The sequence below is a fragment of the Ferrovibrio sp. genome (assembly GCF_029255545.1).
Taxonomy (GTDB): Bacteria; Pseudomonadota; Alphaproteobacteria; order Ferrovibrionales; family Ferrovibrionaceae; genus Ferrovibrio.
Genome location: NZ_JANLJJ010000091.1, coordinates 58965 through 71779 on the forward strand (window position 1 = coordinate 58965; position 12815 = coordinate 71779).

General features: G+C 65.7%; 13 protein-coding genes. 6 read left to right on the top strand and 7 right to left on the bottom strand.

The window, feature by feature from the left end:
• From Q1J79_RS17700 to Q1J79_RS17715, 4 genes are all read right to left on the bottom strand, one after another.
• On the bottom strand, positions 1 to 773 hold a 773-nt coding region (locus Q1J79_RS17700; protein ID WP_367183013.1), incomplete at its 3' end, for a CCA tRNA nucleotidyltransferase.
• 38 nt (positions 774 to 811) lie between these two features.
• Positions 812 to 1066, bottom strand: a complete 255-nt coding sequence (locus Q1J79_RS17705) for a DUF6111 family protein (protein WP_300302982.1) — start codon at positions 1064 to 1066, stop codon at positions 812 to 814.
• Complete coding sequence (locus Q1J79_RS17710) at positions 1063 to 1743, bottom strand: CoA pyrophosphatase (RefSeq protein WP_300302984.1); 681 nt, start codon at positions 1741 to 1743, stop codon at positions 1063 to 1065. Before Q1J79_RS17710 ends, Q1J79_RS17705 begins: the two co-directional genes overlap by 4 nt.
• Entirely contained in the window at positions 1740 to 2333 is a 594-nt protein-coding gene (locus Q1J79_RS17715) for a DUF1285 domain-containing protein (protein ID WP_300302986.1), read from the bottom strand. The genes Q1J79_RS17710 and Q1J79_RS17715 overlap by 4 nt, the downstream gene beginning before the upstream one ends.
• A 38-nt stretch (positions 2334 to 2371) precedes the next feature.
• Between Q1J79_RS17715 and Q1J79_RS17720 the strand changes: the two genes are divergently transcribed.
• From Q1J79_RS17720 to Q1J79_RS17735, 4 genes are read left to right on the top strand one after another with little or no spacing between them, the layout of a single operon-like run.
• On the top strand, positions 2372 to 3370 hold the full coding sequence (locus tag Q1J79_RS17720; RefSeq protein ID WP_300302988.1) for a MoxR family ATPase: 999 nt from the start codon (positions 2372 to 2374) through the stop codon (positions 3368 to 3370).
• Positions 3367 to 4293 carry a DUF58 domain-containing protein gene (locus Q1J79_RS17725; protein WP_300302990.1) on the top strand — a complete coding sequence of 309 codons (927 nt, stop codon included), beginning with the start codon at positions 3367 to 3369 and terminating at the stop codon, positions 4291 to 4293. The genes Q1J79_RS17720 and Q1J79_RS17725 overlap by 4 nt, the downstream gene beginning before the upstream one ends.
• Positions 4294 to 4295: 2 nt before the next feature.
• Entirely contained in the window at positions 4296 to 7058 is a 2763-nt protein-coding gene (locus tag Q1J79_RS17730; RefSeq protein ID WP_300302992.1) for a DUF4159 domain-containing protein, read from the top strand.
• Positions 7058 to 9157: a hypothetical protein gene (locus Q1J79_RS17735; RefSeq protein ID WP_300302994.1), complete on the top strand. Its 2100-nt coding sequence runs from the start codon at positions 7058 to 7060 to the stop codon at positions 9155 to 9157. Before Q1J79_RS17730 ends, Q1J79_RS17735 begins: the two co-directional genes overlap by 1 nt.
• Here the strand turns inward: Q1J79_RS17735 and Q1J79_RS17740 are convergent.
• The 3 genes from Q1J79_RS17740 to Q1J79_RS17750 all read right to left on the bottom strand — a co-directional run bounded on the left by Q1J79_RS17740 (position 9154) and on the right by Q1J79_RS17750 (position 11315).
• Positions 9154 to 9537: a hypothetical protein gene (locus Q1J79_RS17740; RefSeq protein WP_300302996.1), complete on the bottom strand. Its 384-nt coding sequence runs from the start codon at positions 9535 to 9537 to the stop codon at positions 9154 to 9156. The two genes, Q1J79_RS17735 and Q1J79_RS17740, sit on opposite strands and share 4 nt — an antisense overlap.
• 2 nt (positions 9538 to 9539) lie before the next feature.
• The gene (locus tag Q1J79_RS17745; protein WP_300302998.1) at positions 9540 to 10058 is read right to left on the bottom strand and encodes a GNAT family N-acetyltransferase; all 519 of its coding nucleotides are present in this window, start codon (positions 10056 to 10058) and stop codon (positions 9540 to 9542) included.
• Positions 10059 to 10370: 312 nt separating this feature from the next.
• Positions 10371 to 11315: a LysR family transcriptional regulator gene (locus tag Q1J79_RS17750; RefSeq protein WP_300303000.1), complete on the bottom strand. Its 945-nt coding sequence runs from the start codon at positions 11313 to 11315 to the stop codon at positions 10371 to 10373.
• Between the two features lie 120 nt (positions 11316 to 11435).
• Between Q1J79_RS17750 and wrbA the strand changes: the two genes are divergently transcribed.
• The gene (gene wrbA, locus Q1J79_RS17755) at positions 11436 to 12035 is read left to right on the top strand and encodes an NAD(P)H:quinone oxidoreductase (protein ID WP_300303002.1); all 600 of its coding nucleotides are present in this window, start codon (positions 11436 to 11438) and stop codon (positions 12033 to 12035) included.
• Positions 12036 to 12088: 53 nt separating this feature from the next.
• Positions 12089 to 12808, top strand: coding sequence for a pirin family protein (locus Q1J79_RS17760; protein WP_300303004.1), 720 nt, complete (start codon positions 12089 to 12091; stop codon positions 12806 to 12808).
• The last annotated feature ends 7 nt before the right edge of the window (positions 12809 to 12815 follow it).

Here is a 12815-nt window from a genome sequence, read left to right on the forward strand (position 1 = left end):
GGCCAGACTTCCGGCTCCACGCCACCGGCCGCCGCGACTGCCTGCTGCAGGTCAGTCATGGTGTCGAAGCGTGCCGCGTCGAACCGCGCTTCCGGCAGCAGGGCCTGCAGTACGCCGCTCTGCTCCATGAGTCTAAGCGCAGCGGCGGCATTCGGTAGCGCCAGGATCTTCAGCAACTCGTCGCGGACTCGTTCGCCCGACAGGCGGCCGAGCCGATCTTTTGCCGCTGCGCAGGCAGCCAGAGAAGCCGAATCCGGCTCACCTTTGGCGAAACGGGCATGAAAGCGGAAAAACCGCAGCACCCGCAGGTAATCCTCGGCCACGCGGCGTCCGGGGTCACCGATGAACCGCACGATTCCGGCGGCCAGATCGGCTCGCCCGCCGGTGAAATCATGCAACCGCCCGTCGACATCGGCGTACAGTGCATTGATGGTGAAATCGCGCCTTTGGGCATCCTCGGCCCAGTCGGTGCCGAAGAGCACTTCGGCATGACGGCCATCGGTAGCAATGTCGCGGCGCAACGTGGTGACCTGGAAAGTCCCCGGTGGTGCCACGGCGGTCACCGTGCCATGGGCCATACCGGTCGGTACGGCTTTCAGCTTGGCCTTCTGCAATCGTTTGATGACCACATCCGGTGTTTCCGGCGTGGCCAGATCGATATCATCCGGTCTAAGACCAAGGATCGCATCCCGTACACAGCCCCCGACGAATCGTACTGTCGCGCCACCGGCGCCCAGTGCGGCCATTACCCGCCGGGTAGGCTCCGCCACCATCCATTCGGTGGGAGGGATGTGATCAGGCAGACTATCGGTCATTGGTCGATGCGACCCGGCACGATACGGCCTTCCTCAATCCGTGCGGGTACATAATCGCCCAGGGTTTCCTCAAAAAACGCGCCCCAGACGACAAAGCTGACAATCACCAGAAGCAGGCCGATGGCGGCCAGCCAGAACCACGGCGTGGCTTCCGGGCCATCCCTGCCGCTGCGTTTCACATGCCAGATATAGAGACCATACAGCAGGAAGGGCAGCAGCAGCGGCAGCAGGTGGACGATAAGGCGGCTCATGCCAGATCTCCCGCGACGGCGCCATGCAGCATCTCATGCAGGTTGCGCAGCATGCCGGCGGTGGCACCCCAGATGTAATAGTCGTTGTACGGCATGGCCCACCATTGCCGCTCCACGCCATTGAACACGCCCTTGTGGCGCTGGTGGTTGCGGCGGTCCATCAGGAAGCTCAGCGGCACCTCGAACACCTCGGCCACCTCATGCTGGGCCAGTTGCAGGCTGAAGCCGGGCTGCACCTGGCCGACCACGGGCACCACCACGAATCCGGTGCCGGTAACATAGGGGTCGAGCGCGCCGAGGACGGTGATATGGCTGCGGTCGAGGCCGATCTCCTCTTCCGTTTCACGCAGGGCGGTAGCAATCACATCGGGATCTTCGTGATCGACCCGGCCGCCGGGAAAGCTGATTTGTCCGGCATGGTTGCTTAAATGCGCCGTACGTTTGGTCAGGATCACCCTTTCGCTGTCGTCATACGACACCACCGGCACCAGCACGGCCGCCGGCATCAGCGGTCCGGAGCGCAGCGGCGTGAAACCGGGATTAAGCTGAAAGTCACCCTTGGCGGCAGCCTGGTATTCCCGCGGCAGGTCGGCAAAGGTCGGCACCGGCTGCAGACGCTGGCGCAACTCCTCCAGCATCAGCGTAGCCTGGGTGATCAACTTGGGTTCGGCATTCATGCCGCATCCCCCAATGAAAACCACCGCCCCGCACTGCGGGCGGCCACAACCCGCCGTCCGTCCAGTTCCGTTTCTTCGGCCATGTCTGCTAACTCATAATACACCGCCCGGCCAATCAGCGCCTCCAGCCGGTCACGGACCAGGATGTAGGGCGACGGCTCGCCGGTGGCAGGGTTGACCGCCACGCGCAGGGGATGTTCGGCATCCAGCGGCACGATATCGTCCACATTGGTGCGGAAGGCGATCAGCCGCCCTTCCCCCTCGCCCGCCACCGTCAGTTCAACTGCCATGAACGGCGCATCGTCGACCCTGATGCGGCATTTCTCCGCCGGGGTCACCAGCACGTAGGTATCATCGGGTTCACGGCGCAGAATACTGGCAAACAGCTTCACCATGGCCGGCCGGGAAATGGGTGTGCCCATGTAATACCAGGCCCCGTTGCGTGCGATCCGCATGTCAATTTCGCCGCAAAATGGCGGATTCCACAAATGGACCGGGGGTTTCTTGCGCAGATTCGCCTCGCCGCCGAACCGGGCGATCACATCTTGGAGACTGGGGGCTTTGGTCGTGGGTATGGTCATCTGAGACATATGGGCTTTCGTTTCGCTTCTACTATATACTCATTTCCATGCACAATTTGAGCGATACCGCCGAACATATCCTCCCCGAGATCGAGCGGATCGGTGGCCGCCTCGCCACCGCTCGCGATGCGATCGGCCGGGTGATCTTTGGCCAGGACGAGGTGGTCGAGGAAACGCTCATCACCCTGTTGGCGGGTGGCCATGCCCTGCTGGTTGGCGTGCCGGGTTTGGCCAAGACCAAGTTGGTGGAAACCCTGGCCCGGGTTCTGGGGCTGGATGCCCGCCGGGTCCAGTTCACCCCCGACCTGATGCCGGCCGATATCATCGGCTCGGAAGTGTTGGAGGAAAGCGAAACCGGCCGCCGTGCCTTCCGCTTCCTGCCTGGCCCGGTCTTCTGCCAGTTGCTGATGGCCGACGAAATCAACCGCGCCAGCCCGCGCACCCAGTCCGCCCTGCTGCAGGCCATGCAAGAGCGCCAGGTTTCGGTGGCCGGCCAGCGCCACGAACTGCCATCGCCATTCCATGTACTGGCGACGCAGAACCCGCTGGAGCAGGAAGGCACCTATCCGCTGCCCGAAGCCCAGCTTGACCGCTTCCTGCTGCAGATCGACGTGCGCTACCCCGACCGCGAGGCCGAACGGCGCATGCTGTTCGCCACTACCGGCGCCGCCGAGGAAGCCATCCCCACCGTGCTGAACGCGCCCGACCTGATCGCGGCGCAGCGGCTGGTGCGGCGTATTCCAGTCGGCGAGAGCGTGGTGGAAGCCATTCTCAATCTGGTCCGCGCCGGACGGCCGCAGGACAGCGATATTGCCGGACTGGAAGACCTTGTTGCCTGGGGTCCCGGTCCGCGCGCCAGCCAGGCCCTGATGCTGGCCGTGCGCGCCCGCGCCCTGCTGCAGGGCCGCCTGGCGCCTTCCATAGAGGATGTGCTGGCGCTGGCCGGCCCTATCCTGCGCCACCGCATGGCATTGACCTTCGCTGCCCGCGCCGAAGGCGTCACCGTCACCGACGTCATCGCCAAGCTGACCGAACCGTTGCGATGAACAAAACGGCAGCGGCCGGGGCAGCAAAAGCGAATGCCCGGCGCCAGCGCGCCGAACACTTCGCCGCATTCCTGCCGCCGCTGCTGGTCGCCGCCGAACGGGTCGCCGCCACCATCGAACAGGGTGTACATGGCCGCCGCCGCGTCGGCCCTGGCGATGCCTTCTGGCAGTTCCGTCGCTACAGCCCCGGCGACGCCATCACCCGCATCGACTGGCGCCAGACCGCCAAGCGCAGCCACGCCTTCATCCGCGAGAATGAGTGGGAAGCCGCTGAAAGCGTCTGGCTGTGGCGCGATCCTTCGCCCTCGATGCGCTGGAAATCCAGTCTCGGCACAGAACAGAAAGACGAGCGCGGCGACCTGCTGCTGCTGGCTCTGGCCAGCCTGCTGCTGCGTGGCGGCGAGCGCATCGCTCTGCTCGGCCATCCACAGCGTCCCTCGTCCGGACGGCTGGTGCTGGAGCGGATCGCCGAACGTCTGATTCGCTCACGGTTCGAAACCGCCGAAACCAGCCTGCCGCCGGTGCAACCCCTGCCGCGGTATGCCCATGTGGTGCTGATCGGCGATTTCCTCTATCCGGTGCCCGAGATCGCCGCCCGCCTGCGCGCCATCGCCGATATGGGCGTGCGCGGCACTTTGCTGCGCCTGGTCGATCCGGCCGAAGAGGATTTCCCCTATAACGGGCGCACGCGTTTCCTAGGGCTGGAGGGAGAGAGCCCGATGCTGGCCCCGCGCGCCGAGTCGCTAGCCGAGGAATGGCGCAGCAGTTTCGCCGCGCACCAGCATGAATTGGCCGAGGTATGCCGCCGACTCGGCTGGCGGCATCTGAAGCATCGCACCGACAAGCCCCCACAGACTGCCCTGCTGGCGCTGTATCAGGCCCTGCAGGGCGAACGCGCCCTTGGACCCGCGGGAGGCCGCTGAGCATGCTGACGCTGGGCAGCCTCGCCTTTGCCACACCGCTGGCGCTGATTGCACTGCTCAGCCTGCCGATTCTGTGGTGGCTGCTGCGCATAACGCCGCCGACGCCCAAGCAGGTCACCTTCCCGCCGCTGCGTCTGCTGCTTCTGCTGAGGCCGAAGGAGGAAACCCCAGCCCATACCCCGCTCTGGCTGCTGCTGCTGCGGCTGCTGATTGCGGCGCTGGTTATCATCGCCCTCGCCGAGCCGGTGCTGAACCCGCAGACCAGCCAGAGCAACAACGCCGCTCTGGTGCTGGTGATCGACGATGGCTGGACAGCGACACCGCGCTGGCGCGAGCGGCTCAACCGTGCCGACGCCGTGCTGGAAAGCGCCCAGCGAGATGGTCGCCCGGCCCTGCTGATCACCACTGCAGCGCCGGCCAGCGGCGAGGCAGTCCAGCCCGGGCCATTGATGCCAGCCGGAGATCTGCGCCCCGTCGTAGCCGCCCTGCAGCCCAAAGCCTGGTCCAGCGACCGCGCCGCCGTCGTGCAGGCCCTGATCCAGGCCCGCCTGCCCGAAAGTGCGGAAACCATCTGGCTGAGCGATGGCCTGCAGGACGACGCATCCGGCGAGGCCGCCTACACCCTGGCGGAATGGCTGCTGCGGCTCGGGCCGCTCAGCGTCATCACGGCCGGGCGGGATGATCTCTCCCTGGCCCTGCTGCCGCCGTCCGTCAGCGCCCAGAGCGACATCATCACCCTGCGTCGCCCTGCCGGCGCCAATGATACCCGCAGCCTGACCCTGCGCGCCGCGACCGACCAGGGCCGTATCCTGGCACGCGAGACGATGTCTTTTGCCGCTGGCGCCGAAACGGCAACGCTGAAACTCGACCTGCCGAGCGAATTGCGCAACCAGCTGTCACGGCTCGAGATCGAGGAACAGCCGGCCGCCGGTACCGTTCAGCTTCTGGATGACCGCTGGCGCCGCCGGCCGGTCGGGCTGGTTTCGGGTGGCGCGGTGGAAACGCGGCAGCCCCTGCTGGGTGACCTGTTCTATCTTGAGCGTGCGCTGAATCCCTATGCCGAGTTGCGTAACGCACCGGTGGCCGAACTGCTGCAGCGTGAAATCGCCGTAATCATTATGGCCGATGTGGCGCAGTTGGTCGGCGGCGAAGGCCACCAGTTGGAAGACTGGGTCGAACGCGGCGGCGTATTGCTGCGCTTCGCCGGTCCGCGCATGGCGGAGACGACCGACAATCTGCTGCCTGTGAGGCTGCGCCAGGGCGCCCGCCAGCTCGGTGGCGCGTTGTCGTGGTCGCAGCCGCAGCGCCTGGGTCCTACGCCAGAAACCAGCCCGTTCTACGGTCTGGGGGGCGCCAGTGAGGTGAGTGTCAGCCGCCAGGTGCTGGCCGAACCAGAACCGCAACTCGGCGACAAGACCTGGCTGCGCCTGGAAGACGGCACGCCACTGGTCACCGCCACCCAGCGCGGCAAGGGCTGGGTGATCCTGGTGCATACTTCGGCCAATACGCTGTGGTCGGATCTTGCGCTGAGCGGCTTCTATGTCGAGATGCTGCGCAAGGTGATCGATCTGTCGCATGGCGTCGGCGGTAACGGCGAAGCGGCCGACTTGCCCCTGCCGCCACTGACCGTGCTGGATGGCTTTGGCCGCGCGGTCGAACCCGGGCCGGCCGTACAGCCGCTGCCGGCCCGCGCGCTGGCTACCACGCAACCCGGCCCGCGTCATCCGCCGGGCTGGTATGGCCGGCTCGATAGCCGTCAGGCGTTGAATGCCGTGACCGCCGATACCGTTTTGCGTGCCGTTGACCGCTGGCCCGCCGACGTCGTGCTGTTGAATCTCGACCAGACCAGCCGCGAAACCCGCCTGCTGCCCTGGCTGCTCACGGCCGCTCTGCTGTTGTTCCTGGCCGACTGGCTGATTGGCCTGGCCCTGCGTGGCCTGCTGCCGCGCCTGCGCCGACCGGCGACCGCCGCCGCCCTGCTGCTGGCATTGCTGTTCGCCGCCAGCGTCGGAGCCCAGCCACGCCGCAATACGCTGTCGGCCGGAGATGAATTCGCGCTGAAAGCCTCGCTTGACCTGCGGCTGGCCTATGTCGTCACCGGCCAGGCCGATATCGACCAGATGAGCCGCGCCGGCCTCTATGGCCTGACCGAGGTGATGTATCGCCGCACCTCGATCGAGGCGGCCGAACCGCTCGGCGTCAATCTCGAAGCCGACGACATCTCGCTGCTGCCTTTCCTCTACTGGCCGATCAGTCCGGCCCAGCCACAGCTTTCCGATGCCGCACTGCGTCGGCTCGATCAGTTCATGAAGACCGGCGGCATGATCCTGTTCGATACCCGCGATCAGGCGATGGGCCTGAGCGGCACGGCGGCCAGTCCGAACACTGACAAGCTGCGCCAACTGCTGGCCAAGCTCGACATTCCGCCGCTGATGCCGGTGCCGGATGATCATGTGCTGACCAAGGCGTTTTACCTGATGCAGGATTTCCCGGGCCGTTACAGCGGCGGCACTTTATGGGTGGAGCGCAACCCCGGCGGGGACAAGGATGGCGTTACCTCCATCGTGATCGGCAGCCACGACTATGCCGCCGCCTGGGCGATGGATGCCAATGGCCGGCCGCTCGCCGTCACCGTGCCAAACAATCCGCGCCAGCGCGAATTCGCCTACCGCTTTGGCATCAACCTGATGATGTACACGCTCACCGGCAACTATAAGGCCGACCAGGTTCATGTCCCGGCCCTGCTCGAACGGCTGGGCAACTGATGACCAGTGCCTTCACCTTCGATTTCGCCCCATTGGTGCCCTGGCCGCTGCTGCTGGCCTGTGCGGCGCTGGCGGTCCTGCTGACCGGCTTCGGTCTGTGGCGCGGCGCCCGCGGCACCCTGCTGCGTTGCCTGGTGGCCCTGCTGGTGGTCGGTGCGCTGGCCAATCCGGTGGCGCGCCGCGAAGAGCGCGCCACCCTGCCTGACATCGCCGTGGTGGTGGTGGACGAAAGCCTGAGCCAGGGCATCGGCGACCGCCGCCAACAGGCTGAACAGGCCGAAGTGGCTTTGCGCGAGAAGCTCGGCGCCATCGAGAATCTGGAAGTGCGCTATGTGCGCGGCGGCAAGCCGGCTGCTGAAAATGCCGAACGCGACGAAGGCACGCGACTGTTCTCCGCCCTTACTCTGGCGCTCAGCGATCTGCCGCGCCACCGCCTGGCCGGCAGCATCCTGGTCACCGATGGCCAGGTGCATGACCTGCCCGAGATCGCCGCCGCGCAGGATGCGACCGGCGCGCCGGTGCACGTGCTGCTGACTGGCCGACCGGATGAACGCGACCGCCGGCTGGTAGTGAAGAACGCCCCCACCTTCGGCATGGTGAACCAGGACCTGAACGTCACCCTGCGCGTGGACGATACCGGCGCGGCGTCCGGCGAAATGGCCGAGCTGCGTTTCCGCCAGCAGGAAGCCGGTGAACGGACTCTTTCAGTGCCGGTCGGGCGCGACATCACGGTGCCGTTCAAACTGCCGCGTGCCGGCCGCAGCCTGCTGGAATTCGAGGTTCTGCCAGTCCCGGGCGAATTGACGCCGCTGAACAACCGGGTGGCCCTGTCGGTCAATGGCGTACGCGACCGCCTGCGCGTTTTGCTGGTGACCGGCGAGGCGCATGCCGGCGAACGCGTCTGGCGCAACCTGCTGAAGGCCGACCCCAATGTCGACCTGGTGCATTTCACGATTCTCAGGCCGCCCGACAAGCAGGACGGCACGCCGATCCGCGAGCTGTCGCTGATCGCCTTCCCGATCCGTGAGCTGTTCGAGCTCAAACTGAGCGAGTTCGACCTGATCATATTCGACCGCTATCGCCGGCGTGGCATCCTGCCGACCTCGTATTTCGAAAACATCGCCAATTATGTGGCGCGCGGCGGCGCTTTCCTCGAGGTCTCGGGTCCGGCCTATGCCACGCCGCTGAGTCTGTACCGCACGCCGCTGGCCGACATCTTTCCCGGCCGCCCGACCGGCACCGTGCGCACCGAACCGTTCCAGGCACGCCTGAGCGATCTGGGGCGCCGCCATCCAGTTACGGCCGGCCTGCCCGGTTCGGTGGGCGAAAACGGCAATCCGACCTGGAGCCGCTGGTTCCGTGCCGTCAATGTCGACGTCATGCGCGGCAACAGCGTGATGGAGACGCCAAACCGCGAGGCGCTGCTGGTGCTGGACCGCATCGAGAAGGGCCGCGTGGCGCAGTTCTATTCCGACCATGTCTGGCTGTGGTCGCGCGGCTTCGAAGGCGGCGGGCCACAGGGCGAACTGCTGCGCCGGCTGGCACACTGGCTGATGAAGGAACCCGACCTGGAGGAAGAGGCCCTGCGTGCCGAGGCACGCGGCAACCGCATCGAGGTGGAGCGCCGCAGCCTGAAGGAAAGCCGCGAACCGGTGACGGTGACGCGCCCCGATGGCAGCGAAACCAGCCTGACGCTGGAAGAACGCGGCGGCGGCCTCGCCAGCAACATGCTGAGCATCGACCAGCCCGGCATCTATCGCGTGCGTGACGGTGACAAGGAAACCGTTGCCACCGTGGGAGCGATCAATCCACGCGAATTCGCCGATCCGCGCGCCACGCCGGCCGTGCTCAAACCCCTGGTCGACGCCAGCAACGGCACCGTGCGCTGGCTGCGCGACGGCCTGTCCGATATCCGCATGATCGATAAACCGACCCGCACCGCCGCACGCGAGGCCGGCGGCCGCAACTGGATCGGGCTGTATCGCCAGAATGATTATGTGGTGACCGGGCTGAGCATCACGCCGCTGGTACTGCCGCTGGCTGTGCTCGCCGCCATTCTGGCAGCGCTGATGCTGATGTGGCGGCGCGAAAGCCGCTAGCGGCGCAACAACGCCCGCGCGGCGGCCTGAACGGTCATTCCTGCCTGCAATCCCGCGGAGACAGCGGCCGGATTCAGCGCCGTGACGACGCCGTTCTGCCAACCATCGGCCGCATCGCCGATTCGCGCGCTGGCGTGGCTGTAGGCCAGCGTCGGGCAGGCCAGCAGCGTCAGGCCGGTGATGCCGGCCTGATCCTTGCCGATGCCGGCATCGTTAAAGAAGCAGCCGGCCAGCGGAACGCCCAGGGCATAGCGCACGGCGCTGCTGCCGCCATGACTGGCAGCGACCACGACATGACCCGCATCCTCGGGGCGGATCTCGGTAACGCTATCGAGCAGCAGGACGGTGCGGTCATCGCAGGCGACAACGGCACGGGCCATTGTCAGGCCGCCTTGCGCTTGCCGCGCGGCGGCTTGCCGACCACGCCTGACACGCCCTTTAGCGCGCCGGCGGCCAGTTCCATCACCTGGAATCGCTCGCGCTCGACCCAGCCCGGCATTTCCATGCCGCGATCGGCCGCATTCACGAAACCAAAGGGTTCGTAATAGGGCTTGTCGCCGACCAGAATGCAGAGCCGGTGGCCCAGCCGGGTCGCGGCATAGAGGCTATGCCGGATCAGCGCGCGGCCGATACCCTGGCCCTGGTAATCGGGATGCACGGCCACGGGCCCGAGCATGATCGCCGGCGCGGCCTGTTCGCCTATGGCGACCGGCCAGTAGCGGATCGAGCCGAGCACGACGCCGTCCTCGTCGCGCACGACGAAGGCCAGCGGCTTGAGATGCGCGACATTCTCGCGCAACCGGTAGACGGTTTTCTTGGTCCGCTCGGAACCGAAGGTGAGGTCGAGCAGGGTATCGATCTGGGCGGCGTCAGTCGGCCGCTCTGGCAGAATGGGGAACATCAGCTTGCTTCCGGCAACAAGTTCGGAGACCACAGGCGGACGGGTGGCCTGAGCCTTCCGTCCGTTCGGCCGGCGGTTCGCGCTCATCGGGGAAGCTGATATCGGTCGGATTGTAGGAGACGATGACCCTGCTTCAGGAGGCGCAAACAGCCGCCGCGCACCGCTTTCGCGATTGCAGATGCATTTGCATCTGTCGTCGCTGGGCCGGTGCGCCGGTACGAGCTCGTCGATGTCGCCACTGGCGGGTCATGAGACTGCGTCCTCTTGTCGCGTTCGTTCGATAGCATAGCCGTTGGGGGTCGTAAACCGGGTTCATGCGGTTCCGCGATCGGCGGGCTTGGCTGTGTCCGCCAGGACACACTCCCAGGGCGGCCGGGGACCAAAGCGTTCGGCTAGGAAATCGATGAAGGCGCGCACCTTGGGTGTCAGGAACCGCTGCGCCGGATAGACGGCATAGATGCCCAGCGGCGCCGGCTCGTAAGCCTCCAGCAGCGGGACCAGCCGGCCGGCGGCGATGTCAGGCCCGGCGATGAAGCTGGGCGACCGCACGATGCCATGCCCCGCCACGGCCGCTGCACGCAGCACATCGCCGTTATTGGCCTGCAGCCGGCCGCCGACTTTCACCGCCCAGGGACCGCCCGGCCCCTCGTAACGCCAGATGTCTGGCTCGGGCAGGTATTTGTAGAGCAGGCATTCATGCTGACGCAGGTCTTCCGGCTTCAATGGGACACCGGCTTTGCGCAGATACGATTCGGACGCGCAGGTGATTGGCCGCACCGGCGCCAGACGCCGCGCGGTCAGGCTGGAATCGGCCAGATGTCCGATGCGGATCGCCACATCGACCTCCTCTTCCATCAGGTCGATCAGCCGGTCATTGAAAGTAAGGTCGATGCGCAACTCGGGATACAGCGCCAGCAGGTCGGGCAGCAGCGGCGAGACATAGGCCAGGCCGAAGCTCATCGGCAGGTTCACCCGCAGCAGGCCACGCGGCATCGCCTGCAGGTTCTGCACGGCGGCCTCGGCCGCCTCGGCCTCGATCAGCACGCGCTGGGCATGCTCCAGCACGATGCGGCCGGTTTCGGTGAGCGACAGGCGCCGGGTGGTCCGCTGGAGCAATTGGGCGCCCAGTCGTTGTTCCAGTCGGGCGATCTGTTTCGACACGGCCGATTTGGACAGCCGGAGGGTTGTCGCGGCAGCGCTGAAGCCGCCCGTTTCCACCACACGGGCAAAGACGGCCAGATCGGCTAAATGATCCATGTCCCTGTATTCGTTTCTTTTTGGAAACAATAATGTTCCAAATATAAGATTGTTTCTAAATTTTGGATACCTAAATTTCGTAGCGAGACCAAACCACCCCCAGACGTCAAGGAGACAGCAATGACCAAGGTTCTCGTTCTCTATCATTCAATGTACGGCCATGTGGAAAAGATGGCCGAGGCCGTTGCCGCTGGCGCCCGCGAGGTCCCCGGCACCCAAGTGACGGTGAAACGTGTTCCCGAGACCATGCCGGAAGAGGCCTTCAGGAAAGCCGGCGGAAAATGGGATCAGGCGGCGCCGGTGGCAGATCCGGCCGAACTGGCCGACTACGACGCCATCATCTTCGGCACCGGCACCCGTTTCGGCAACATGAGCGGCCAGATGCGCACCTTCCTCGACCAGACCGGCGGTCTGTGGGTAAAGGGCGCGCTGGTCGGCAAGGTCGGCAGCGTGTTCGTGTCCACCGGCACCGGCGGCGGCAATGAAACCACCGCCAGCAGCTTCCACACCACCCTGCTGCATCATGGTCTGGTGATTGTCGGCCTGCCCTATGCCATTCCCGAGACGATGGATGTTAGCGTGGTGAAGGGTGGTTCGCCGCTCGGCGCTGGGACCATCGCCGGCCCGGATGGCAGCCGCCAGCCGACCGAGGTTGAACTGAAAACCGCCCGTTTCCAGGGCAAGCATGTGGCGAGTATTGCCGCCAAGTTGAAGGCGTAGCATTTATCTCCGGGGCGACGGCCTGCGGGCCGTCGCATCCGATGGAGGATACCGTGATCCATGTCATTCCCTTCGACCGTCTCGGTCGCATGCAGATCGACTGGCTGAACAGTCGGTTCCATTTCAACTTCTCGGGCGTTGCCGCGCCGATGGGCTTCGGTTTCGGCCCCCTGCGGGTGTGGAACGATGACGAGATCCAGCCGCAATCGGGCTTCCCGATGCATGGCCACCGCGACATGGAAATCATCACCTATGTCACCAGGGGCGCCATCAGCCATGAGGACTCGCTTGGCAACAAGGGGCGCACACCCGCCGGCGACGTGCAGGTGATGTCTGCCGGTACCGGCATCATGCACTCGGAATGGAATGCCGAGGACGAACTGACGCATCTGTTCCAGATCTGGATCGAACCCCGTCAGGCCCGGCTGAAGCCGCGCTGGGACCAGGCCCAGTTCCCCAAGGGCGACCGCGCCAATCGCCTGGTGCCGCTGGCCTCGGGGGAACAACCGGTGCTGGACGCCAATCCCGGCACATTGCTGATCCACCAGGATGCCACGCTGTATGGCGCCCTGATCGACAAAGGCGCCACGGCCAGCTTCGACATGCCGGAAAACCGCATGGGCTATCTGGTGGTTGCCGATGGCAAGGTTACAGTGAATGGCCAGGAGGTGCAGACGCGGGCCGGCGTCGCGCTGGTCGGCGAAGGCAAGCTCGAGATCGCCGCGGCGAATGGCGCCGAAATCCTGCTGTTCGACCTGCCCCGACCGAACTAACCCGGCA

Coding starts and splice junctions, on each gene's coding strand:
- Q1J79_RS17740 (WP_300302996.1), bottom strand. CDS start 9,537: ATGGCCCGTGCCGTTGTCGCCTGCGATGACCGCACCGTCCTGCTGCTC.
- Q1J79_RS17730 (WP_300302992.1), top strand. CDS start 4,296: ATGCTGACGCTGGGCAGCCTCGCCTTTGCCACACCGCTGGCGCTGATT.
- Q1J79_RS17710 (WP_300302984.1), bottom strand. CDS start 1,743: ATGAATGCCGAACCCAAGTTGATCACCCAGGCTACGCTGATGCTGGAG.
- Q1J79_RS17735 (WP_300302994.1), top strand. CDS start 7,058: ATGACCAGTGCCTTCACCTTCGATTTCGCCCCATTGGTGCCCTGGCCG.
- Q1J79_RS17745 (WP_300302998.1), bottom strand. CDS start 10,058: ATGTTCCCCATTCTGCCAGAGCGGCCGACTGACGCCGCCCAGATCGAT.
- Q1J79_RS17725 (WP_300302990.1), top strand. CDS start 3,367: ATGAACAAAACGGCAGCGGCCGGGGCAGCAAAAGCGAATGCCCGGCGC.
- Q1J79_RS17720 (WP_300302988.1), top strand. CDS start 2,372: ATGCACAATTTGAGCGATACCGCCGAACATATCCTCCCCGAGATCGAG.
- Q1J79_RS17705 (WP_300302982.1), bottom strand. CDS start 1,066: ATGAGCCGCCTTATCGTCCACCTGCTGCCGCTGCTGCTGCCCTTCCTG.
- wrbA (WP_300303002.1), top strand. CDS start 11,436: ATGACCAAGGTTCTCGTTCTCTATCATTCAATGTACGGCCATGTGGAA.
- Q1J79_RS17750 (WP_300303000.1), bottom strand. CDS start 11,315: ATGGATCATTTAGCCGATCTGGCCGTCTTTGCCCGTGTGGTGGAAACG.
- Q1J79_RS17715 (WP_300302986.1), bottom strand. CDS start 2,333: ATGTCTCAGATGACCATACCCACGACCAAAGCCCCCAGTCTCCAAGAT.